Source organism: Prevotella sp. 20925_1_30 (assembly GCF_041433025.1).
Taxonomy (GTDB): Bacteria; Bacteroidota; Bacteroidia; order Bacteroidales; family Bacteroidaceae; genus Prevotella; species Prevotella vespertina.
The window spans coordinates 73,718-96,354 of the sequence record NZ_JAPWAR010000003.1 but is presented as its reverse complement, the minus strand read 5'-3'; the positions used below and the strand labels follow the sequence as shown (position 1 = coordinate 96,354).

The following is a 22,637-nucleotide window of genomic DNA, read 5'->3' as shown; positions in this document are numbered from 1 at the left end:
ATAAATCTTATTATTGAAGATATTTTTAGAACGTCCACTTAGCAGCGATGGTTGGGATGGCATAGAAGCGGTTATTCTTACCCTCATCGTTATAAACGAAGTTGTTGCTAAGCTCAACCTCTGAACCTAAGGACAGATTCACATTCTTCATTCCCTTTAGTGTGTTAAGGTTGAACCAGAACTGTGGCTCTGAAATCATGATTAACTTGCCCTTTACATTCGGATTATACCAGACATCGCAGAAACCATCAAATGTGCAAAGCCCCTTTGCAAAGGTAGTACTCCATACTTCTGTCAACTGGAAACCACTAAAGGGATGCCAACCTTTATTAGCATTCTTGAAATAATACTTATACATTAACTGAACGCTGAAGGTCTTAGAGAAATCCTTTGAAACCCAGTTCCAAGCACCACCAAGGAGAACTGCATGCTGATAACGATTACCTACATAAGCACCATCTTTCAAGTTAGTTCCAGCACCACCATTATACTCTACATGGGCTGCCCACTGCTTGTTCTTTGAGAGATTAAACTCACGAGAGATCTCCCAATAAGCGCCGATAGCACCATCACGTTTATAGTCGATATCGGTGAACATGAAGGTAGAACCCCAGGTATCAGGTTTAAACATCTCAACAGTAGTCGTTACCGACATGCGTGATGAGAGATCTTTGTAAAGACTGTGTCCTAAGTCGTAATGAACTTGAACATCCTGTGCCATAGCACTGCCAAAAGCTGCCATCAAAAGGATAGCGAGGGAAAAGAATCTTTTCATTTCGTTTTTAGTTTATTATTAGAAAACTGCTGCAAAGTTACAAAAAAAACTTAAAGTCTCAACGCAATAATAAAATAATACTTAACTTTGTAACACTTATGAGAATAGATATTATCACCGTTTTACCAGAAATGCTGGAAGGATTCGTGCATGAGAGCATCCTTGCCAGAGCCGAAAAGAAAGGACTTGCAGAGATTAGGCTTCATAACCTTCGTGATTATACAAAGGATAAGTGGCGCAGAGTGGACGATTACCCATTCGGCGGACAGGCAGGGATGGTTATGCAGATTGAACCTATTGATAATTGTATTAGTGCTTTAAAGGAAGAGAGAGATTATGACGACGTTATCTTCACCTCTCCCGATGGCGAACAGTTCAATCAGAAGATAGCCAATGACTTATCAATGGGGGGTAATATCATCATTCTTGCAGGTCACTATAAGGGGATTGATCAGCGAGTACGTGACCATCTCATTACACGTGAAATATCTATAGGCGACTTCGTACTTACGGGTGGCGAACTACCTGCTGCCATCATTGCCGACGCTGTAGTTCGACTCGTTCCAGGCGTTATCAGTGACGACCAAAGTGCGCTCTCTGATTGTTTTATGGACGATATGCTTTCCGCTCCAATCTATACACGCCCACGCAGTTATAAAGGATGGGATGTACCAGAGATATTGCTAAGCGGTAATGAAGCTAAGATCAAGCAATGGGAGTTCGATCAAGCAATGGAGCGCACAAAGCGGTTACGTCCTGACTTATTAAAAGACGATAAGGAATAGAATCAATACAACTCAAAGTAAAAGCAATATTATGGAACAAATTAAAGAATTACCCAAAGTAGGATTCCTAGAAGCAGTTAAAAGAATCTTCACGAGAGCTTTGAAACTAAACACTCGTAGTCGTCGCTCTGAATTTTGGTGGGGGACGTTGTTTCTCATCATTGTCAGCTATTTATGCGATTTTATCCCAGTCATAGGTCGTTATCTTAACATCGTCTTAATGCTCCTGAACTGCTCTATGATTATTCGTCGTCTGCACGACACAGGCAAAAGTGGATGGTGGCTCTTAACGAACATCATCATTGAAGCTATTGGCATATCTCTCATGCTTTTGGGAATAGGGACAACGAACATTGACGCTCTCTTCGGCGATATAGACACTATGATACCTTTAATCAAAACAGCTATGGGCGGTGGAATAGCCATCTTCGGTATGCTGATCTGGTTTGTTAGTCTCGCTTTCAGTTTCATCATATTTGCATTTACAACAATGGATAGTCAAAGAGAAGCTAATAAATATGGTGAATCTCCGAAGTATGTAACCCAGAATATAACCGACTAACTATCACGAAGAGAGCTATACCTCTTTGAAATTATATACTCAATTCAATTATAAGGGTTCCTCACAGCAATATACCTGTGAGGAATCCTTTATTTTTACCCATATAGACAGAGAAGATAGCATCATCTTCCGCCATCCAATTAGACTACAATCTTACTCCTAATACCCATGCGAGGCACCTGTAAGTTAATGTACGATAGCACTTATACTTGACATCGCATCCTCCTTAGCCTTTATCAACCGCATTATACAAGTTTGTATAACGAGTTATACACGTCTGTATAATCAATTATACACGTTTGTATAATCAGTTATACACGTTTGTATAATTAGTTATACACGCCTGTATAATTCGCTATACAAACGTGTAGAACTCGATAGGTCTTATAGGAATACGATTGTACTGCTTATATAAGTATCATCGTATTACTTATATAAGCAGAAAAGAATTTATAATTGAAAGGCGAGGACTGTGCTTACTTATAACGTTTCATGCGCATAAGCACGGGATAATGCTCTTCATAGCGATCGAACTCAATGCTCTGCCCGTCATAACCATTCTCGGTAAAGGCATCACGGACGTCCTGTTGTTCTTCTTCGGTGATGGCACGGAGCTGTTCCTTAACATGATAATAGGTGGCTGCACCGAAGCATTGCATAACGCTCAGTCGGACGCCACGCAAATCGGAGGCACGCACGTTGTCATAGATGTGTGAGATTCCCCAAGCATAGCGTTCCTTGCGGTTAGATATAAAGAGCGGACAATTAGGCTTGCCCGTTATCACGTTCGGATTGGTTACCATATAACGATCTCGTGTGCAATTTGCAAGCATCTGATAGGCTAGGTGGCGGAAGCATTCATTTGCTTTTCCACAATGAGAGCCAGGGCAATGAGCAAAATCAATGTCTAAAAGGTTATATTCCTCTTGTGTCATAATATTATTATTTCAAAATGTAATGGTTAGTTATTAACAGATACAAAGGTAATGATAATTTCTTACATAATGGCAAATAACTTGGACTGATAATTTGATGTGAAGAGCTTCCTATAGTTATTCGATTATATTTATACCATTACTCGACATGCTTCTTTATAAAGTCTTCGCCTAAGCGGAACCCTTCTTCATAAAGATCTTCGAGCTTGTTAACATCCTTCTCCATTCTACCAACAACAACGGGCTTCTCCGGACGAATGACGAGTATCTTTCCTTGTTCTTCTAACTCGTCAATCAAATCTAACTGACGATTATATGCCTCTATACGATGACTTAATGCGACACGTAGGCGGGGGTAATTACGATAGATAAATTTAGGTTGCTTATAGTCTTTACCCTTATCCCGCCATCCTTTATTACGTGTGCAAATCACTACGTTGGTTTCGTGCCCTGTCTCAATAGCGTGTTGAACAGGAATAGAATCAACGATACCACCATCCAACAAAGGTTTGCCATCTATGGTGACAATCTTACTTACATAAGGCAAACTAGAGGATGCCCGTGCTAACTCATTTAATCTCTTCGCATTGCCCTCAGTTTCGGTAAGATATTCAGCTAACCCAGTCTCACAATTCGTTACAACCATCTCATAGACTTCGCCTAACTTACTTTGACGAAAGTACTCATCATAATCGAAGGGAACAAGCTCAAATGGGAACTGCTTATACAACAACTCTGGATTAAAAATGCAGCCCTGTGTTACCAAATGGCGTAAACCTATATAATCATACTTGGCAAGCATATCAATGTTAGAAATACGTGCACGGCGGGGCTGTCTGCTCATATACGACAAGCCGTTACAGGCACCAGCCGATACAGCTACGACATACTTAAAACGAAGATTATACTTCATAAAAGCATCCAATACGCCCGAGGTAAATACTCCGCGCATGCCACCTCCTTCTAATACTAAGCCCGTATTCCTATCAATTTGCATAAAAACTCGTTAAAAAACAACTGCAAAGTTAATAACTTTCAACCAAAAATAACTATCTTTGCAATCAAACCATCTAATTTATTGAAATATGTTTAGCAAAGAAACTTATGTAAACCGCCGAGCAGAGCTAAAGAAGCTCGTAAAGAGTGGTATCATCATTCTCTTTGGCAATAACGAATCACCTGCAAACTTCCCTGCAAATGGTTATTATCCGTTCCGCCAAGACTCGTCTTTCCTCTATTACTTCGGTATGAAGCGTGATGGGCTTGTTGGTGTGATTGATGTTGATAACGACACCGAGACACTCGTTGGCGACGACATCGACATTGATGACATCGTTTGGTATGGAAGTGTTGATTCTGTTAGAGACATGGCCAATGCCGTTGGCGTGGCTAACACAGTAGACATGAAGGGACTCAAGACGATTTGCAACAACGCATTACGTGAGCATCGTAAAGTCCATTTCCTTCCCCCTTATCGTGCCGATATAAAGATTCAGATCTTTGACCTCTTCGGTATTCATCCTAACCAGCAGAAAGAATCAGCAAGCATGGATCTCATCCATGCCGTCGTAAAGATGCGTTCTGTGAAGACGCAAGAAGAAATCGAAGAACTGGAGCGTGCTGCCGTTATTGGTTATAAGATGCACACAACAGCGATGATCATTGCTAAACCTGGCGTAACGGAGAAGTACGTTGGTGGACAGGTTAGCGGTATCGCTAGTTCATACGGTGCAATGGTTTCTTTCCCAACCATCTTCTCGCAACATGGTGAGATTATGCATGGTATCCCATCAATGGCAGTATTGGAATCAGGTCGACTTGCCTTATGTGATGCTGGTGCCGAGACCATCAACCACTATTGCTCGGATAACACACGTACTTTCCCAGTAAATGGCAAGTTTACGCAGAGACAATTAGAGATATACAAGGTTGTTGAGGAATGTCATGACGCTGCTTTGAAGTATGCGAAACCAGGAGTCAAGTATGCCGATGTCCACTTTGCTATTTGCCGTATTCTCTTCGATCGCATGAAAGAATTAGGCTTAGCAAAGGGCGATACAGACGCTGCTGTTGCTGCTGGCGCACACGCAATGTTCCTGCCTCACGGATTAGGTCACATGATGGGTATGGACGTTCATGATATGGAATCATTCGACCAGATTAACGTAGGATTCGATGAGGAGACACGCCCTAACTTAGAGCAATTTGGAACGAACTGCTTGCGTATGGGTCGCCGTCTGGAGGAAGGATTCGTGGTAACTGATGAGCCTGGTATCTACTTCATCCCTGCTCTCATTGACGAATGGAGAGCTAAGAAACACTGCGCTGACTTCTTGAACTTCGATAAGCTCGATGAGTATAAAGACTTCGGTGGAATACGTCTTGAGGACGATATCCTCATCACCAAGGAGGGATGTCGCTTTATTGGTAAAGACCTCATCCCTTACCATCCAAAGGATGTTGAAGAGTTTATCGCAGCCAATAGAAAGTAATTGATAACATATAATTAATAATTTCATCCAAGGCTGCCACTCAATGCAAAAGCTAACAATGGCAGCCTACTTTTATTTACAACTTTATGAAGAAAACATTAGTAGTAGCACTGCTCGCTTTGGTAGCGATAGGCGCTAACGCTGCAGACAAGAAAGAAGCATCTGCTTCTAACAAGCCTGTCTTTACAGTAGTAAAGCAGAATCCAATTACAAGTATTAAAGACCAGAACCGCTCAGGTACGTGCTGGGATTACTCCACACTTAGCTACTTCGAGGCGGAGATTCTCAAGAAGACTGGTAAGACTTACGACCTCTGCGAGAGCTTCGTAGCTAACAAGACTTACATGGATCGTGCCGTTCAAGTTGTTCGTCTGCATGGCGATTGCCAGTTCGCACAAGGCGGTTCAGCATACGATGTACTTTACACCATTCAGCACCATGGTATCGTACCAGAGAGCGCAATGCCTTTCCCAGGTTCACTCTATGGCGACTCATTGAATAACTTCAACGAGTTCTTCTCATTGATGGAACCATACGTAAACGCAGTTGCACGCAACAAGGCTAACAAGATTTCAGGTCAATGGAAGGTAGGATTGCAAGGCATTCTCGATGCTTACCTCGGCAAGTGCCCAGATAAGTTCACATACGAAGGCAAGCAATACACTCCAGAGACTTTCGCAGCAAGCCTCGGTGTGAATTGGGACGATTACGTAACCATTACCTCTTACACACACCATCCATTCTACACCACATTCGCTGTAGAAGTACAGGACAACTGGCGTTACCCACTATCTTATAACCTTCCGATGGATGAGATGATGCGCGTCATCGACAATGCCGTAATGAATGGTTACACCGTTGCTTGGGGTGGCGATGTTAGTGAGCCCGGTTTCTCACGCAAGGGACTCGCTTACATGGTTGATGGCAAGAAAGTTGAGAGCATGAAGGGCAGTGACATGGCTCACTGGCTAGGTCTATCGGCTGCGAAGAAGAAGGACTTGATCGACTCTCTCGGCGTAAACGTACCAGAGATTACCCCTACACAGAAGCAGCGTCAAGAGCGTTTCGACAACTGGGAGCTAACCGATGACCATGGTATGCTCATATTTGGTATCGCAAAGGATCAGAATGGTAAGGAGTACTACATGGTAAAGAACTCTTGGGGTGAGACTGGTGACTACAAGGGTATCTGGTACATGACAAAGGACTTCATTGCAGCTAACACCATGGACTACATGATTAACAAGAATGCAATTCCTAAGGATATTCGCAAGAAGATGGGACTCTAATCACTTAGATTCCAATCACAAATAACTCTTCCCGTTCCATATAGCTATGGAGCGGGATTTTTTATGTCCTAAGCCTCGAAACAAACCAATCTATCCCCACTTCCACACATCAACAACACATCGTGCAAAACACCCTATACAAATAGTATAAACCACCCATAACCGCCCGTAAAACATAAGCAAAGAGGAAGAAAAGTATACGTATTGCATTTCATTTTCCCCGTATTCGCTTTCTATTCTCAAGCGTTCTGCATTGTTTTGATACGTATACAATTATATTATCTAAGCGTGATAAAATATTATCTAGGTCTGATAATTAATTATCTAAGCGTGATAATTAATTATCAGACCTAGATAATATAAAAACATACGTATTGCGCAAATACAGAATAAGCACGGAAATAATACAAGATGCATATAAAACAAACACGGAAACCGCAGGTGAGCGTAGTACATAAGGCTACTAAAAAGATTCTTAGCCGTTCTTGAATATACCATTCCCCTACCCTTCCACCTGTAAATACCTATCATAAATTCATACAAATAGCAACAGAAACGAATCGGAAACATATACTTCATGAGTTGCAAAGGCGATACGCACCAGCCGTTCCACGCCTGCAAAAGTGGGACTTACTATGCCTGTCTAATACAAATATTCATCTTAGCCATCACGGCGGTTGGCTTTTTTTTTGTACCTTTACGGGCAGAAATAAAAATAAATTAAGATGCATTTTAAATGGAACTATACACCACCGACAACCGAACAGAGTAATGCTGCTAAGGAATTAGGTGATAAATTAGGCATGAGCCCTACACTTGCATCTCTGCTCATACGTCGCGGGATAACGACGGAGAGTGCTGCGAAGAGATTCTTCCGACCACAGCTGGCCGACCTCATCAACCCCTTCTTAATGAAAGATATGGATGCCGCCGTTGACAGGTTGAACGACGCAATGGGGCATAAGGAGCGTATCCTTGTTTACGGAGATTACGACGTAGATGGGTGCACGGCTGTTGCGCTAGTCTATAAATTCTTACGACAGTTCTATTCCAACATTGATTATTATATCCCCGACCGATATGATGAGGGTTACGGGGTGAGTAAGAAGGGAATTGATTATGCCGCTGAAACGGGTGTAAAACTTATTATCATCCTTGATTGCGGTATTAAAGCCATAGAAGAGATTACCTATGCTAGGCAGCGTGGAATTGATTTCATTATCTGTGATCATCATGTGCCTGACGAGACTATGCCGCCCGCAGTGGCGATATTGAATCCCAAAAGACCAGATGACTCTTATCCTTTTAAGAGCTTATGTGGCTGTGGTGTGGGCTTCAAGTTCATGCAAGCCTTTGCTAAGAATAATAATATTCCGTTCTCACGTCTCGTTCCCCTACTCGACTTCTGTGCCGTTAGTATAGCCGCCGATCTTGTGCCAGTGATTGACGAGAATCGTATTCTTGCCTTCCACGGATTGAAACAGCTCAACCAGAATCCCAGCTTAGGACTTAAAGCGATTATTGACATCTGTGGGCTGAATGGGCGGGAACTATCCATGAGTGATATTATCTTCAAGATAGGACCTCGCATTAACGCCAGCGGAAGAATGGAGAATGGTAAGAAGAGTGTGGATTTATTAGTTGAACGCGAATATAGCTTAGCGCTCAATCAGGCAAAACACATCGATGAATATAACGAACAACGCAAGGACGTCGATAGGCAGATGACGGAAGAGGCGAACCAGATTGTGGCGCGCCTAGAGAGTCAGAAGCACCAATCCAGTATCGTACTGTATGACGAACACTGGAAGAAAGGCGTCATCGGTATCGTTGCCTCCCGCCTCACTGAGATATATTTCCGTCCGACAGTTGTACTGACCCGTGACGAGAATCTTGCAACTGGTTCAGCCCGTAGCGTAGCGGGTTTTGATGTCTATGCGGCTATCAAGAGTTGCCGTGATTTACTTCTAAACTTTGGTGGACATACTTATGCGGCTGGCTTAACGATGAAGTGGTCGGACGTTAAGGAGTTCCGTAAGCGGTTCCAAGCATACGTAGAGGAGCATATCGAACCAGAGCAGCGGGAAGCCATACTAGACATTGATGCCGTCATAGACTTCAAAGATATTACGAAGAAACTGCATAGTGACTTGAAGCGATTCGCACCTTTCGGACCTGCAAATCCTAAACCTATCTTCTGTACGTTGGATGTGTACGATTTCGGAACAAGTAAAGTCGTTGGACGTGAGCAAGAGCATATCAAGCTGGAACTCGTTGATTCGAAATCAAACAATGTTATGAATGGTATTGCTTTCGGACAGAGTGCGTCGGCACGGTACATCAAATCCAAGCGTTCGTTTGATATTGCTTATACCATTGAGGACAATGTCTTCAAACGTGGAGCTGTGCAGCTGCAGATTGAGGATATAAGACCTACAGAGGAGTGATAATCGTTGACGAATGCAGGGTGGTCAAGAGCGAACCCCAAGTTCAAAGTTACTAGTTCCTATGTAGAAGGTCAAACATCAAAGCTCAAAGTAGCAAGTCCAATGTCCTATCTTGACATTCTTCATAAGTATTGGGGGTATCCCGACTTTCGTGGTATTCAAAGAGAAATTATCGAAAGTATCGGTGTGGGGAAGGATACCTTAGGACTAATGCCAACAGGAGGAGGTAAATCACTAACCTTCCAAGTTCCAGCATTAGCCCAAGAGGGTGTGTGTATTGTTATTACTCCGCTTATCGCATTGATGAAGGATCAAGTGGAGCACCTTCGACACAAAGGAATAACCGCAGCAGCTATCTACTCTGGGATGAGTAGAGATGCGATTGTGACTACATTAGAGAATTGTATCTTTGGTGGCGTTAAGTTATTGTACATCTCACCCGAGCGCATTAGTTCCGATCTCCTCCAAATCAAACTAAAACATATAAAAGTGAGTTTCATTACAGTAGATGAAGCTCATTGCATTAGTCAATGGGGTTACGACTTCCGCCCATCCTATTTGCAGATAGCGGTAATACGAAAGCTCGTACCCAACGTACCTATCCTTGCGTTAACCGCCACTGCCACACCTAACGTTATTGACGATATACAGGAACGACTCGGTTTCACAGAGAAGAATGTCTTCCGTATGAGCTTCGAGCGAAAGAATCTTGTGTATGTTGTCAGACAGGCGGAAGATAAAGAGGCGGAGATGGTTCATATCCTTCAATCAATACCAAAGACGGCTATTGTTTACTGTCGTAGTAGGAAGAGAACGAAAGAGATTGCACAACTGCTTATACAGTATGGTATATCCGCTACATGGTATCATGCAGGACTGGAACCAGCCGTAAAGGATCAACGTCAAAGTGAATGGCAACATGACAAGGTGCGTGTTATAGTTGCAACAAATGCCTTTGGTATGGGAATTGACAAAGCCGACGTGCGCGTGGTGATACACATGGATTGCCCTAGTTCGCTCGAGGCTTATTTCCAAGAAGCGGGACGCGCAGGGCGTGATGGACAGAAGGCTTATGCGGTTTTACTCTATAATGGGCATGACAACCGAACGCTACAAAAGAGAGTCGAAGACACGTTCCCCCCTAAAGAATATGTACAACAGGTTTACGAGCACTTAGCTTATTTCTATCAAATAGGCGTGAATAGCGGTGAAGGATGTACGTTTGAGTTCCCTATTGATAAGTTCTGTGCAACATTTAAACACTTCCCTATCCGAGCCAACGCTGCGTTGATTCTATTACAACGAGCTGGATATATTGACTACGAACCGAACCCAGATAATAATGCACGTGTACGGTTCTTGCTAAGACGTGATGACCTTTATCGCCTTGATTCATTAAGCGAGAAAGAGAATGATGTCGTCATATCTCTACTTAGGAACTATGGTGGATTATTCACTGACTATGGTTATGTCGATGAGAGTTACATAGCGCAAGAGGCTGGTCTTGACCGCAATCAAACTTATATGGTGCTTATAAATCTAAGCAAGAAACGCATCATAGATTTCATTCCTCGTAAGAGTATTCCGCTCATTAGCTATAAGAGAGATCGTGTTGATGGTAGCGACGTCATACTGGATAAAAGTGTTTACGAAGAGCGGAAGGAGCAATTCCAGAAGAGCATTAATTCTGTTATTAACTATGCACAGAACGATAGGGTTTGCAGAAGTAGACAGCTGCTCTATTATTTCGGAGAGAAGAAATCAGTAGATTGTGAACAGTGTGATGTATGTCTCTCTCATACTCATCACGATGATCACGACAAGCAAGAGGAGATAAAAGAAAAGCTCCTCGCAATGGTAGCTGATGGTGAGAGACATCATGTGACAGAGGTTAGACAGCTTGATGAGGATTGGGATATGGTCACCAAGGTCATGAAGGAACTAATGGACGAGGAACAATTATTAATGGATGGGAGTTACCTTATTCTATCAGCCAAATAACACCCTGCACCTACAAGCTTCTGTTTCTTCACAAAGTTCATTGCTCTTTGTTATTCTCACATTAAAGTCTAAGTCTGAATCACGCTGCTCACGATAGAAATGTAAGCAATCGCCTTGATGAGACTCAGCTACGTATGCAATCTCAAGACGCTTAATTGTATGCTGACGATACCAATCTAAATCCCACAAGTCAAATATATGTTCAATATACTTAACGGAGTTGATGTGCCCATTCACATCCACATCACTATAATAGGTATCAATAAAACGGATAAGTGAAGCCTTATCTGTTATCTTCACACGCGAAGACTTACCAATCGGACAAATATAGTCTTTCTCTATGTATTCATTAATAAGACCTTCACGGATAGCAAAGATATCTGAAGGCTCGCGAGTACCCGTGTCGATGAGTGCCCAAACGCTTTTACCATATCCATAAATATGTCCCGACTCACTAACGACCTTAAAGTTGCGACTTGTAAAATACTTCATAGCATTATCAACCCATATCTCAACATAAAACTTGTCGTATGCTTTAGGCATATCCTCCATTTCAATGGCGAGACGACTCAACACCCATGTCTTGTTGATAGTATTAAGACAATTCATGCCATAACCACGTTCATTACTATGAAAATCAGCTGCATTAAGCATGTGATTACCTAAATGTCCCATGAATAGATGATTAGAGAAATCGCAATGAAAAGGTTCTGCCATAAACTCATATCTCCCTATCTTTGATAACTTTTCCATCTCTCCCATATTTAATAAACAATATATCAATACGAATCAATCCCAACTATTGGACAATCATTCTACAACTAAATCACTCAACAGAACTTAAACCCCATTCATCTAGAATAAGAAAAAGGGATGCACCCCTTGAGGTACATCCCATATTACTTTATAGAAGGTTTAACTTCTTAATTTGTATGATTGATTACTTTACGTAAACAACAGCCAAACGATTAGAAGTTACACCCTGTACACCCTTACCAGTTGCCTCGTCAACGATAACACCACGACCCTTGAGGTAGTTAGCAACTACGTCAGCACGAGCCTGTGAGAGACGATCGTTAAGTTCCTTAGAACCCTCTGGAGAAGCTGTACCAACAACCTGAACGTGAACACCCTCCTTAACGTTGTTAAGAGCAGCCTTAGCGTCGTTTGTAAGAGCAGACTTACCCTGAGCGAATGTTACGAATACAAGATCAGATACTGTGAATTCCTTAACTTTAACTGCAGGAACTTCCTTAACAACCTCCTTAGTGATAACCTCTGGCTTACGGTTACGAAGCTCATTAATTTGTGCGTTCAATGCATCAATTTCAGCCTGGTCACGTGGAACAACGATTGTGAAGTTGTGTGTACCATTAGAGTTCTTGAACTTGTAAACAACACCAGCGTTCAACTGAACGAATGAATTGTTGATATTGTAAGCTGGCTGACCATCCTGTGCAACTGCCTTGTAACTATAGTTTACATCATGGTTAGCAACACCAGCCTTAGAATAAGCCTTACCTAGGAAAGCGAAATTGATAGAAGGCTCAACATAAACCTGCCACTGCTTCTGTGAACCGAAGTTGTAGGCGAAGTCCAAAGCAGCCTTAGAAGTCATGCGGTTACGCTGACCAGAAGTAAGATTCTCTACGACCTTGTTGTTTGTAAATACGTGCATCCAACCAAGACCATAAAGTGCGCTAACCTCAAATGCACGAGGCTCACCCTTGTAACCACCAAAGAGGTTGCTCAAGTTTACAGTACCGAGTAAACTAACATTTGTAGCGCGAACTGCTGTACCTGTTGAGTGCCAAGGCTTGTTTGAGAAGTAAGCATTACCTTCAACTGCCAAACCAAAGACTGGAGTGAAGTAACGACCAATACGAAGACCAGCATTTGGATCGAGGTCGCTCAACCACTTGTGGCCAGTAGTCTTAGTAGCAACACCACCATTAATACCAACGTAAACGTTGTCAAAAGCCTTGCTCTCTGCTACAGTCTGAGCAGAAACTGAAGCTGCCATAGACGCAGCAGCTAACATCAAAACTAACTTTTTCATTGTCTCTCTGAATTAATTAATATTTATAAATTATATAGTATCAACACTTTAATTGGCTGCAAAGTAATAAAAAAATAATGAAACAGCCAAATCTTTTCCATAAAAAGTTTACCATAATAGGGGTATAGTGAACAAATTAAACTATATTAGTGGAATAATAGAACAATCTAATATACGAAAAACTTAATAAGGTGTGCTTAAATGGACACAATCTTTTATAAATAGATTAAGGAGCCCATAGCATCACTGCTGGAGCCCCTTAAACAAATTAGAGAGTTATAAAAAATCAGGTTGCTTTGTATATCATTTTACTGCTGAACGATTATCTTCATACCTTCTTCCACAGCTTGCATATTCAATGGAATTAAGTTATGATGACGTTCTGGCAGACTCTTATAGAGTGCTTTCTTCAAGCCGTCAGTACTTACAACAGGACAAACCTTAAGTAATCCACCTAAGACAATCATGTTGAAGACTTTGGCATTCTTCATCTCAGCAGCCTTGTCCATCGCATTGACACGATAGACGGTGATGTCCTTACGAGTAGGAGGATTCATCACACCATAACCATCATATATAAGGATACCACCCGGCTTTACCTTTGGTTCGAACTTATCTAACGAAGGCTGATTTAGAACAATAGCAACATCGTACTTACTTAAGATCGGCGAAGATATGCGCTCATCACTGATGATAACAGTCACATTAGCTGTACCACCACGCTGCTCTGGACCATAAGCAGGCATCCATGTTATCTCTTTATCTTCCATTAGTCCTGAATAAGCAAGAATCTTACCCATAGAGAGTACACCTTGCCCACCAAAGCCGCTAATAATTATCTCTTTTTTCATATTACACCTTTATTATATATAGAGAAAGACTAAAGATTGGTTGTATCTTTCAAATCGCCCTTCTCATATTCAGGGAACATATTCTCACGCATCCACTCATTCGCCTTTACTGGAGAGAGTTTCCAACCACTATTACATGTTGCAACAATCTCTATCAAGGAACTACCTTTCCCTTGCATACTTGCCTCGAAAGCCTTGCGAATAGCACGCTTTGCCTTGTTAATAGAGGCAACAGTATCTACACTCTGACGAGTTACATAACAAGTTCCCTTCAAATGACTAGCAAGTTCGGTGATATTTAAGTTATAACCATGTAGTTCTGGTTCACGACCATAAGGACAAGTTGCTGTTTTCTGCCCCATCAATGTTGTTGGTGCCATCTGACCACCAGTCATACCATAAATAGCATTATTGATGAAGATGATTGGAATATTCTCACCACGATTCAAGGCATGAATTGTCTCAGCAGTACCGATACATGCCAAGTCACCATCACCCTGATAAGTGAACACTAGACGATCAGGCCATACACGCTTGATACCAGTTGCTACAGCTGGAGCACGACCATGAGGCGCTTCCTGCCAATCAATATCAAGATAGCGATAAGCAAATACAGCGCAACCAACAGGACATACACCAATAGCCTTATCGGTCATCCCCATCTCTTCGATTACCTCTGCAACTAATTTATGAACCACACCATGTGAACATCCAGGACAATAATGCATTGTCGTATCATTCATCAAGGTCGGCTTCTTATACACCAAATTCTCAGGTGAAATTATATCATTTGCCATAATATATACGCCCTCCTCTCTTACTTTACTAACTTTTCTTTGAGTGCATTCACAATCTCTTCTGGATCAGGAACGATACCACCCAAACGTCCAAAATGTTCTACTGGCAAAGCACCATCAATCGCAAGACGAACATCCTGTACCATCTGCCCAGCGTTAATCTCACTAACCAAGATTCCTTTCTTGCCTTTGCAAAGATCTGCAAGCTGCTTACTTGGGAAAGGCCAGAGTGTGATAGGACGGAAGAGTCCAACCTTCAAGCCTTGTTCACGAGCTAGCTCGACAGCCTTCTCACCGATACGTGCAGCACTACCAAAACTTACGATTACATAATCTGCATCCTCACATTGCTGTGTTTCGAAGCGCACTTCATTCTCACGAATCTGACGATACTTCTCCTGTAAGTGGAGGTTTCTTTCTTCCATTATCTCTGGCTTCAATTCCAAAGAGGTAATGATATTAGGATTACGATCAGCTGTACGACCCATTGAAGCCCAAGGGCACTCCTTACGGATTTCCTCCTCTGTACGACGTGGCTTCTGTGGAGGAAGTACAACCTTCTCCATCATCTGACCAATCACACCGTCAGAAAGAATCATTGCAGGGTTACGATACTTGAATGCTAACTCGAAAGCCAAGTCAACAAAATCAGCCATCTCCTGTACAGAATTTGGCGCCAATACTATCACATTGTAATCGCCATTACCACCTCCACGTGTTGCTTGGAAGTAATCACTCTGACTTGGCTGTATCGTTCCAAGTCCAGGGCCACCACGTTGTACATTTACAAATACACCTGGGAGCTCTGCACCTGCCATATAACTGATACCCTCTTGCATTAAGGCGACGCCTGGTGAAGAAGAACTTGTCAATACACGCTTACCAGCACCAGCACCACCATAAATCATATTGATGGATGCCACTTCACTTTCAGCCTGTAGGACAACCATTCCCGTGGTCTCCCAAGGCTTCAAAGCAGCTAGTGTTTCTATAATTTCACTCTGTGGAGTGATAGGATAACCGAAGTATCCGTCCGCACCACAACGAATTGCAGCATGGGCGATTGCCTCGTTACCTTTCATCAATTTTACTTCTTGTTCTGCCATAAATTACCCCTCCACTTTTTTACGATAGACTGTAATACAGCCATCAGGACACACTGTTGCACAAGCTGCACAACCGATACAATCATCTGGTTTAGCAGACTCAACAAACGGATATCCGTGGACATTTACTTGTTTCTGAGCCAAGGCAATCACATCTTTCGGGCATGCAACGATACACAACTGGCATCCTTTGCAGCGATCAGTGTTCACTACGATGGCACCTTTCATCTTGCTCATAGTTTTTGTATTTTAAGGATTATACGCATCCTTGTTATAGAAGTTTAGAATATTCTCTAGCATCTCTTTTGCAACTACTGCCGGCGAGTTAGGGTCCAGTTCGATAGCCTCCATATAATTGGCTAAGGCATTCTGCCAGTCTCCTCGTTGCCGACACTCATTGCCGAGCTGTAGATATTCTTCTGCTGTCATCATTTATAATATTCTTTCTTGCCTGCTGCAAGTGTATTCTTCATCAAAGAACAAATCGTCATCGGACCAACGCCTCCTGGTACTGGTGTGATGAATGAGCATAACGGAGCTACCTCATAAAACTTCACGTCACCATTCAAGCGATAGCCACTCTTACGTGTTGCATCGGGTACACGCGTCGTACCAACGTCGATAACTACAGCACCTGGTTTAACCATATCGGCTGTTAAGAAATCGGGACGTCCAATAGCTGCAATAATAATATCAGCTTCCTGACATTCTTTCTTCAATGTCGCTGAATGCGAGTGGCAAACTGTTACGGTTGCATCTCCATATTGCTTCTGCATCATGAGCTGTGCCATAGGCTTACCAACGATGTTACTTCTACCTAAGATAACGCACTTCTTGCCAGAAGTTGAAATATGGTAATGCTGTAACAATGTTAGGATTCCTAATGGTGTTGCCGATATAAAGCATGGTAAACCGATTGCCATTCGCCCCACATTGACAGGATGGAAGCCATCCACGTCTTTGCGATAATCAATAGCCATGATGATCTTCTGCTCATCAATATGCTTTGGTAATGGGAGTTGCACGATGAATCCATCAACGTCATCATCCTTATTTAACTTGTCTACACAAGTCAACAACTCCTCCTCGGTAACATCAGTCTCGTAACGGATAAGCGTAGACTTAAAGCCACACTGCTCACAAGCAATAACCTTGTTCTTTACGTAAGTCTCACTTCCCCCATCGTGTCCTACTAATATAGCGACCAAATGAGGTTGTTTTCCACCTGCCTTTGTAATGGCTTTTACCTCTTCCGCAATCTGCTGTTTGATGGCTGTTGCGGTTGCCTTACCATCGATTAACTGATATTCCATAGCTTATATTATTATTGTTTGTTGATGATTCATCTTACAAGCCTTTCGGCATAGAGGGCATACCAGGCATACCTTTCATCTTGCTCATCATACCAGCCATCTTAGAACCTGTAACCATCTTCATCATCTTACGCGTTTGGTCAAACTGCTTAATGAGTCGGTTTACTTCCTGCAAGCTAGTACCTGAACCCTTCGCTATTCGCTGGCGACGTGAGTTATTCAATACCTCTGGATTCGTGCGTTCCTTTGGTGTCATACTCTGTATGATAGCCTCAATACCCTTGAAGGCATTATCGTCTATATCTACATCGCGGATAGCTTTACCCACACCAGGAATCATTGATGCGAGGTCTTTCAGGTTACCCATCTTCTTTATTTGTTGTATCTGGTTGTAGAAGTCATTGAAGTCGAATTGGTTCTTCTGTATCTTCTTCTGCAAGCGTTTCGCCTCTTCCTCATCGAACTGCTCTTGTGCTCGTTCCACCAAAGAGACTACGTCACCCATACCTAAGATACGATCTGCCATACGTCCTGGATGGAACACATCAATAGCTTCCATCTTCTCGCCAGTACCTATGAACTTGATTGGCTTGGTTACGACTGTGCGAATTGACAAGGCAGCACCACCACGCGTATCACCATCGAGTTTCGTTAGGACTACGCCGTTGAAATCCAATCTATCATTGAACTCCTTTGCTGTGTTAACAGCGTCCTGACCTGTCATGGAGTCTACAACGAACAGCGTTTCATCCGGGTTTACATGATTCTTGAGACTCTCAATCTCATTCATCATCTCCTCATCGACTGCCAGTCGACCTGCGGTATCGATGATTACCACATCATAGCCTTTCGCCTTTGCTTCTGCGAGGGCGTGATCAGCTATCTCATTAACGTTCTTGCTCTCTGACTCTGAATATACTGGAACGCCCACCTGTTCGCCAACAACCTTTAATTGGTCGATAGCTGCAGGGCGATATACGTCACAAGCAACCAACAAAGGGTTCTTATGTTCCTTTGTCTTCAGCATGTTTGCTAACTTACCAGAGAATGTGGTCTTACCAGAACCCTGCAAACCACTCATTAAGATAATGGCTGGACGGCTTGTAAGATTTAGCCCTACTGACTCGCCACCCATGAGTTCTGCTAACTCATCATGCACTATCTTCACCATCAACTGACCTGGTTTAACGGCTGTAAGCACGTTCATACCAAGCGCCTTTTGCTTTACTGTATCGGTAAATGACTTAGCTACCTTATAGTTGACATCGGCGTCGAGTAATGCTCTACGAACATCCTTTAGGGTCTCCGCTACATTGATCTCCGTTATCTTTCCCTCACCTTTAAGGATCTTAAAGGAGCGTTCTAGACGATCACTTAAATTCTCAAACATTGCTTTTAAATGTACTTATTATTCTATTTCTATCATACAAAGATAGCAAAAAGAGACATAAAACAGCAAGCCAGTGAGTAGTATTTTAAAATATTTTAAAACACTTGTTACACTTTCATGCGCACATAAATATGCTTTGTGCAGAAATATATCTGCAATCGAGCTGGAATATGTTTGACAGCTGTAAGGTTACTTAGGGTAAATACAACGTTAGTGGTATGTTATACTATCAAGGCGTAATATATATAAAAAAGGTGATGAAATAGATCCCATTTCATCGCCTTATATCATGGACGAAATTGACACGTATGTGTGAACGAAATAGCACGTATGTGTCAAGTGGCATAACACATACGTGTCATTGCGCTGACTCGTATGTGTCAATTTATCGCTACATATCAGGGACTAAAACCCGCTCATAAATACAAGGAATAACAGCTAATAACAGGAATGAATGCTCTTCTATATACGAAAGGGGCGTTCCCTTGTTACGAGAAGAGCCTCTCGTTCATACAAGGAAACGCCACTATTGAATTGTACTATTATATTCTAACTAGTCTTTGTCAACTCTCCTCCCCTTTTTAGAAGGCTTGGAGGCACTTGATTGGACTTACACCTGTGCGTTATCAGGGTCTATGCTTTCAGAGTCGAACTCCGCTTTACCACGCTTCACATCCCCGTTGAAGGTTACGAAATAGAACCCTCTTCGAGGTGTCCACTCCATACAGAACAGCTCAGAAGGTCCACGGAATCCATTGCGTTTGATAGCTTTCATCACCCATTCCTGTGTGTGGTTAAACTGTGCTAGGCTGCTTTCCACAATCTCTCCATTATTCACCAACAATACGGAATAGGCCGTCTGACCAGGTGAGAGAACCGTCACTGAGCCGTTAGCTTCAAACAGTACATCCTCTACATCGAACATGGAGAAGATACCTTTCTGCCTTAGCATGAGGCGGAACTGCTCCATCTCAAGACTATTACGCTTGAAGTTCTTAAATTTGATAACGCCGTCTTTCACCAAGAAGACGCTCTCGCCTTTGATAAGATGGCGCAAATAGGCAGAGTGCATGGCGAAACGAACAAGCATATTAAAGCCTGTCCATACGGCTAGGGCGAAGACGAGATGCCAGATGGTCATATCTGGATTGTACAATACACCACCGACTAACGCACCAATAACGAATGCACTTACCGTGTCAAGGGGAGTCAACTGACCCATTTGCGCCTTACCCGTAATGCGCAAAAAGGTTAGAATGCCAATCATACCAACGATTAGCTTTACCGCAATGCCCACATAGGGCTGGATTAATTCCATCATTTCTTATTATGAATTATAGGGTTATCTTCTTTAGTTTGATGGTGCAAATATACATCTTTTCCATGACTACTCAAGCATAAATGAACCTTAAATCGAAAAAAACAGGTAAGTGATAAGTAAAATAGATGATGTTTCTTTGTCATATCAGAATTTATGTCTAATTTCGCACACAATTATGAGAATAAGGCGTAAACGATAACATATAATTTTTATACGCCACATATCTCAACTATATAATAAAGGTAAACAAATGGAATATTACATAGAAATTGATAACGAAAAGCAGGGACCTTACAGTCTCAAAGAGTTAAGTCAGCGAAAGATTATAGCAACCACTCTCGTCATGCCTACCGATACGCAGCAATGGATTCCAGCATGGCAAATTGAGGAGTTACGTCCAATTTTGGAAGGGAAAGATCCTATTGACGACGAGACAACGGCGCAAGATTTACCTTACGTTGAAGCTACGCCCGTTGAACCTGCAACTCAACAGGCAGCAGCCCCACAGACGGTAGTTATTCAAAAGAAGAGCCATACGGGATGTTTGTTAGGCACATTGATAGTCTTGGTGGCTTTCATCATCGTGCTGATTCTCACATGCCCAAAGCCTGAACAGCACAAGGATGTATTGTCTGATGTCATTACCAATACGGTGAACGACGCTGTAAACGATACGACCAACACAACGGGCAATGAACTTGTCGATAACGCTTTCCGTTCTATCAGCAATGCCTTTGCTGGGAAAGTGATAAGATCTGCTGTAGACGACCTCGTTACCGTGGATAATCATATTATATACTCTACAGGCAAGGTGCATTATGCAGGACAAAATCACACCGTATCAGTAGGGCTCTTAGGGCATATCTTTACGATTGACGAAGATGACTTGCAGGAAGCAGCAAGACAATATTATAAGAATTCGGAAGTGAACCTCAAAGAGCAAATAAGGCAAAAGGTGCAGAAGATGATACAAGATAATATTGTAGAGCCTGCCACCTCTACCATTGAAGACTTAGTTGGTGGGGCTTTGAACGGATTATTAGATAATATTGGCTTAGGCAATAGCAAGGCTGATATTAAAAGGCAAATACAACAGTCGACAGACTCAATTCTATAACAGGACATAGAAAGACGAGCCTAAAAGCAAAGGCTAAGACGAATATAGAAAAGGATAGTATTTATTTATTGTAAGACTAATTTATAAGAAAGAAGTATGAGAAAATTATTATTAATGGGTGCTATGGCACTTATGACCACATTCGCTTTCGCACAAGATGCAACAGTAGTAAAGAACCTAAAAGAACAGCAGAAGCTACTCGAACTGACCACTAAGTTAAATAAGGCGCAGCTTGATTACGAGAAAGAGAAAGCCGACTATAATGAGTTAACGGAGAAGGCGGCTAATGCTAACGCTGACGCTAACATAGCAACAACCGACTTCACTGCAACAAGTCCTTCTAGCACAGTAAAGGATGCAAAGGACACTATCAAGAAATTGAAAGAGGCAAAAGCCACAAATAAGAAGTTGGCTAAGAGTAAGAAAAAATTGGATAAGATGGGTAAGAAGATAGCTAAACTTCAGTCCAAAATTGACAAGTTGAATAAGACACTTAAGATTTCTGATAAGTAATAGCAACTAATAAACAGGGACGCACACTAACATTTGTACGTCCCTTATTTTTTATCTTACATATCATCATTAGGAACTCATCAACGCGCATGAAGAAAACTCTTACACTAGTTCTATTGGCTTTGTTACTCTCTATCCCATCGCATGCTCAGATGTTATTCACGGAGAATCTCACCCTAAGCATTGATAGTACGAAGACTATACAAGGATCTCTCTTACCAGTAGTAGACTTCAAGACCGAACAACAGAATATACTCACTGTTAAGAATACTGCCAATCTCAATCTATTAATCAAGCACAAGCGTGTTATCAACTTAATCAATAAACTAGAGTTCTCAACCTATGGTAAACAGGTGACGGTAAGCGGCGGACACGTACACATGGAATATCGCTATTTATTGAGCCATGCCTTTGAAGTCTATCCTTATGCCGAATCGCAATGGGCAGGGAGCAGAGGCTTAGAGTTTAAGGTATCTACGGGTTTACAATCACGTTATCGACTCGTGAATAAGGAGAGATTCCTTATGTTTGCTGCTGCGGGTGTGTTCTATGAGTTCGAGAAGTGGAAAGATCCAACCGCATCTGCACCCACACTCTACGCTTGTAGCCGTAGCATTAAGACGCATATAGCCTTGAGTTTCCAGCATCACATCAGTGACCATTGGTCATTGACAGCTACTGCCATCCATCAAGGAAAACCTGATAGCTACTTTAAGAAAGCTAGATTCGGTGGTGCCGTAGATCTTCTATATAAGATAACACCAGCCATTGGGATTAATGGTGCTTATCGTCTCATCTATGACACGGCTCCTATTGTACCTATAAGGAAGTCATATACATCTGTTGAAGCAGGACTTGCAATTAACTTCTAACGGCAGTTCTTT

The 22,637-nt window shown here is 42.2% G+C and carries 22 protein-coding genes; 9 read left to right on the top strand and 13 right to left on the bottom strand.

Annotation, left to right across the window (positions count from 1 at the left end):
- Positions 1–25: 25 nt before the first annotated feature.
- Positions 26–775 carry a DUF5020 family protein gene (locus O3603_RS02390; protein ID WP_371520187.1) on the bottom strand — a complete coding sequence of 250 codons (750 nt, stop codon included), beginning with the start codon at positions 773–775 and terminating at the stop codon, positions 26–28.
- Positions 776–873: 98 nt separating this feature from the next.
- Between O3603_RS02390 and trmD the strand changes: the two genes are divergently transcribed.
- On the top strand, positions 874–1,560 hold the full coding sequence (gene trmD, locus O3603_RS02385) for a tRNA (guanosine(37)-N1)-methyltransferase TrmD (protein ID WP_287315677.1): 687 nt from the start codon (positions 874–876) through the stop codon (positions 1,558–1,560).
- A gap of 31 nt (positions 1,561–1,591) precedes the next feature.
- The gene (locus O3603_RS02380) at positions 1,592–2,122 is read left to right on the top strand and encodes a DUF805 domain-containing protein (protein WP_371520184.1); all 531 of its coding nucleotides are present in this window, start codon (positions 1,592–1,594) and stop codon (positions 2,120–2,122) included.
- A gap of 476 nt (positions 2,123–2,598) precedes the next feature.
- Here the strand turns inward: O3603_RS02380 and O3603_RS02375 are convergent, their stop codons facing one another.
- Both O3603_RS02375 and O3603_RS02370 read right to left on the bottom strand, forming a co-directional pair.
- A complete protein-coding gene (locus O3603_RS02375) occupies positions 2,599–3,057 on the bottom strand; it encodes a DUF6078 family protein (RefSeq protein ID WP_371520181.1) in 459 nt (152 codons plus the stop codon).
- Between the two features lie 139 nt (positions 3,058–3,196).
- Positions 3,197–4,054 (bottom strand): patatin family protein, encoded by an 858-nt coding sequence (locus O3603_RS02370; protein ID WP_371520178.1) that lies wholly within the window; start codon positions 4,052–4,054, stop codon positions 3,197–3,199.
- Between the two features lie 88 nt (positions 4,055–4,142).
- Here O3603_RS02370 and O3603_RS02365 point away from each other — a divergent pair, with 88 nt between their 5' ends.
- The 4 genes from O3603_RS02365 to O3603_RS02350 all read left to right on the top strand — a co-directional run bounded on the left by O3603_RS02365 (position 4,143) and on the right by O3603_RS02350 (position 11,286).
- On the top strand, positions 4,143–5,549 hold the full coding sequence (locus tag O3603_RS02365; RefSeq protein WP_371520176.1) for an aminopeptidase P family protein: 1,407 nt from the start codon (positions 4,143–4,145) through the stop codon (positions 5,547–5,549).
- Between the two features lie 86 nt (positions 5,550–5,635).
- The gene (locus O3603_RS02360) at positions 5,636–6,838 is read left to right on the top strand and encodes an aminopeptidase C (protein WP_371520174.1); all 1,203 of its coding nucleotides are present in this window, start codon (positions 5,636–5,638) and stop codon (positions 6,836–6,838) included.
- Between the two features lie 725 nt (positions 6,839–7,563).
- Positions 7,564–9,285: a single-stranded-DNA-specific exonuclease RecJ gene (gene recJ, locus O3603_RS02355; protein WP_371520171.1), complete on the top strand. Its 1,722-nt coding sequence runs from the start codon at positions 7,564–7,566 to the stop codon at positions 9,283–9,285.
- Positions 9,286–9,387: 102 nt separating this feature from the next.
- A complete protein-coding gene (locus O3603_RS02350; protein WP_371520168.1) occupies positions 9,388–11,286 on the top strand; it encodes an ATP-dependent DNA helicase RecQ in 1,899 nt (632 codons plus the stop codon).
- Here the strand turns inward: O3603_RS02350 and O3603_RS02345 are convergent.
- From O3603_RS02345 to O3603_RS02300, 10 genes are all read right to left on the bottom strand, one after another.
- On the bottom strand, positions 11,275–12,039 hold the full coding sequence (locus tag O3603_RS02345) for an acyl-[acyl-carrier-protein] thioesterase (RefSeq protein ID WP_371520165.1): 765 nt from the start codon (positions 12,037–12,039) through the stop codon (positions 11,275–11,277). The genes O3603_RS02350 and O3603_RS02345 overlap by 12 nt on opposite strands.
- Positions 12,040–12,226: 187 nt before the next feature.
- The gene (locus tag O3603_RS02340) at positions 12,227–13,345 is read right to left on the bottom strand and encodes an OmpA family protein (RefSeq protein WP_371520162.1); all 1,119 of its coding nucleotides are present in this window, start codon (positions 13,343–13,345) and stop codon (positions 12,227–12,229) included.
- A 308-nt stretch (positions 13,346–13,653) separates the two neighbouring features.
- The gene (locus tag O3603_RS02335) at positions 13,654–14,196 is read right to left on the bottom strand and encodes a 2-oxoacid:acceptor oxidoreductase family protein (RefSeq protein ID WP_004382638.1); all 543 of its coding nucleotides are present in this window, start codon (positions 14,194–14,196) and stop codon (positions 13,654–13,656) included.
- Between the two features lie 29 nt (positions 14,197–14,225).
- Positions 14,226–14,993: a thiamine pyrophosphate-dependent enzyme gene (locus O3603_RS02330; RefSeq protein ID WP_009436127.1), complete on the bottom strand. Its 768-nt coding sequence runs from the start codon at positions 14,991–14,993 to the stop codon at positions 14,226–14,228.
- Positions 14,994–15,013: 20 nt separating this feature from the next.
- Positions 15,014–16,099 carry a 3-methyl-2-oxobutanoate dehydrogenase subunit VorB gene (locus O3603_RS02325; protein WP_155715369.1) on the bottom strand — a complete coding sequence of 362 codons (1,086 nt, stop codon included), beginning with the start codon at positions 16,097–16,099 and terminating at the stop codon, positions 15,014–15,016.
- Positions 16,100–16,102: 3 nt separating this feature from the next.
- The gene (locus O3603_RS02320) at positions 16,103–16,336 is read right to left on the bottom strand and encodes a ferredoxin family protein (protein ID WP_004382635.1); all 234 of its coding nucleotides are present in this window, start codon (positions 16,334–16,336) and stop codon (positions 16,103–16,105) included.
- A gap of 12 nt (positions 16,337–16,348) precedes the next feature.
- Complete coding sequence (locus O3603_RS02315) at positions 16,349–16,528, bottom strand: tetratricopeptide repeat protein (protein ID WP_004382634.1); 180 nt, start codon at positions 16,526–16,528, stop codon at positions 16,349–16,351.
- Positions 16,528–17,412: a bifunctional methylenetetrahydrofolate dehydrogenase/methenyltetrahydrofolate cyclohydrolase FolD gene (gene folD / locus O3603_RS02310; RefSeq protein WP_371520157.1), complete on the bottom strand. Its 885-nt coding sequence runs from the start codon at positions 17,410–17,412 to the stop codon at positions 16,528–16,530. Before folD ends, O3603_RS02315 begins: the two co-directional genes overlap by 1 nt.
- 34 nt (positions 17,413–17,446) lie before the next feature.
- A complete protein-coding gene (gene ffh / locus O3603_RS02305) occupies positions 17,447–18,802 on the bottom strand; it encodes a signal recognition particle protein (RefSeq protein WP_371520154.1) in 1,356 nt (451 codons plus the stop codon).
- A gap of 610 nt (positions 18,803–19,412) precedes the next feature.
- Positions 19,413–20,123 carry a DUF421 domain-containing protein gene (locus O3603_RS02300; protein WP_155715375.1) on the bottom strand — a complete coding sequence of 237 codons (711 nt, stop codon included), beginning with the start codon at positions 20,121–20,123 and terminating at the stop codon, positions 19,413–19,415.
- A gap of 250 nt (positions 20,124–20,373) precedes the next feature.
- On the opposite strand from O3603_RS02300, the gene O3603_RS02295 reads away from it, so the two are divergent.
- From O3603_RS02295 to O3603_RS02285, 3 genes are all read left to right on the top strand, one after another.
- Positions 20,374–21,240: a DUF4339 domain-containing protein gene (locus O3603_RS02295; RefSeq protein ID WP_314573031.1), complete on the top strand. Its 867-nt coding sequence runs from the start codon at positions 20,374–20,376 to the stop codon at positions 21,238–21,240.
- 96 nt (positions 21,241–21,336) lie between these two features.
- Positions 21,337–21,753, top strand: coding sequence for a hypothetical protein (locus tag O3603_RS02290; RefSeq protein ID WP_155715379.1), 417 nt, complete (start codon positions 21,337–21,339; stop codon positions 21,751–21,753).
- An 89-nt stretch (positions 21,754–21,842) separates the two neighbouring features.
- Positions 21,843–22,625, top strand: coding sequence for a DUF481 domain-containing protein (locus O3603_RS02285; RefSeq protein ID WP_371520150.1), 783 nt, complete (start codon positions 21,843–21,845; stop codon positions 22,623–22,625).
- The last annotated feature ends 12 nt before the right edge of the window (positions 22,626–22,637 follow it).

Bases quoted from the DNA above. Each gene is read 5' to 3' on its own strand.
- O3603_RS02330 (WP_009436127.1), bottom strand. From the start codon at position 14,993: ATGGCAAATGATATAATTTCACCTGAGAATTTGGTGTATAAGAAGCCG.
- O3603_RS02315 (WP_004382634.1), bottom strand. From the start codon at position 16,528: ATGACAGCAGAAGAATATCTACAGCTCGGCAATGAGTGTCGGCAACGA.
- O3603_RS02340 (WP_371520162.1), bottom strand. From the start codon at position 13,345: ATGAAAAAGTTAGTTTTGATGTTAGCTGCTGCGTCTATGGCAGCTTCA.
- O3603_RS02335 (WP_004382638.1), bottom strand. From the start codon at position 14,196: ATGAAAAAAGAGATAATTATTAGCGGCTTTGGTGGGCAAGGTGTACTC.
- O3603_RS02365 (WP_371520176.1), top strand. From the start codon at position 4,143: ATGTTTAGCAAAGAAACTTATGTAAACCGCCGAGCAGAGCTAAAGAAG.
- O3603_RS02325 (WP_155715369.1), bottom strand. From the start codon at position 16,099: ATGGCAGAACAAGAAGTAAAATTGATGAAAGGTAACGAGGCAATCGCC.
- ffh (WP_371520154.1), bottom strand. From the start codon at position 18,802: ATGTTTGAGAATTTAAGTGATCGTCTAGAACGCTCCTTTAAGATCCTT.
- O3603_RS02300 (WP_155715375.1), bottom strand. From the start codon at position 20,123: ATGATGGAATTAATCCAGCCCTATGTGGGCATTGCGGTAAAGCTAATC.
- O3603_RS02350 (WP_371520168.1), top strand. From the start codon at position 9,388: ATGTCCTATCTTGACATTCTTCATAAGTATTGGGGGTATCCCGACTTT.
- O3603_RS02390 (WP_371520187.1), bottom strand. From the start codon at position 775: ATGAAAAGATTCTTTTCCCTCGCTATCCTTTTGATGGCAGCTTTTGGC.
- O3603_RS02375 (WP_371520181.1), bottom strand. From the start codon at position 3,057: ATGACACAAGAGGAATATAACCTTTTAGACATTGATTTTGCTCATTGC.
- O3603_RS02295 (WP_314573031.1), top strand. From the start codon at position 20,374: ATGGAATATTACATAGAAATTGATAACGAAAAGCAGGGACCTTACAGT.
- O3603_RS02345 (WP_371520165.1), bottom strand. From the start codon at position 12,039: ATGGAAAAGTTATCAAAGATAGGGAGATATGAGTTTATGGCAGAACCT.
- folD (WP_371520157.1), bottom strand. From the start codon at position 17,412: ATGGAATATCAGTTAATCGATGGTAAGGCAACCGCAACAGCCATCAAA.
- O3603_RS02370 (WP_371520178.1), bottom strand. From the start codon at position 4,054: ATGCAAATTGATAGGAATACGGGCTTAGTATTAGAAGGAGGTGGCATG.
- recJ (WP_371520171.1), top strand. From the start codon at position 7,564: ATGCATTTTAAATGGAACTATACACCACCGACAACCGAACAGAGTAAT.
- O3603_RS02320 (WP_004382635.1), bottom strand. From the start codon at position 16,336: ATGAGCAAGATGAAAGGTGCCATCGTAGTGAACACTGATCGCTGCAAA.
- O3603_RS02285 (WP_371520150.1), top strand. From the start codon at position 21,843: ATGAAGAAAACTCTTACACTAGTTCTATTGGCTTTGTTACTCTCTATC.
- O3603_RS02380 (WP_371520184.1), top strand. From the start codon at position 1,592: ATGGAACAAATTAAAGAATTACCCAAAGTAGGATTCCTAGAAGCAGTT.
- trmD (WP_287315677.1), top strand. From the start codon at position 874: ATGAGAATAGATATTATCACCGTTTTACCAGAAATGCTGGAAGGATTC.
- O3603_RS02290 (WP_155715379.1), top strand. From the start codon at position 21,337: ATGAGAAAATTATTATTAATGGGTGCTATGGCACTTATGACCACATTC.
- O3603_RS02360 (WP_371520174.1), top strand. From the start codon at position 5,636: ATGAAGAAAACATTAGTAGTAGCACTGCTCGCTTTGGTAGCGATAGGC.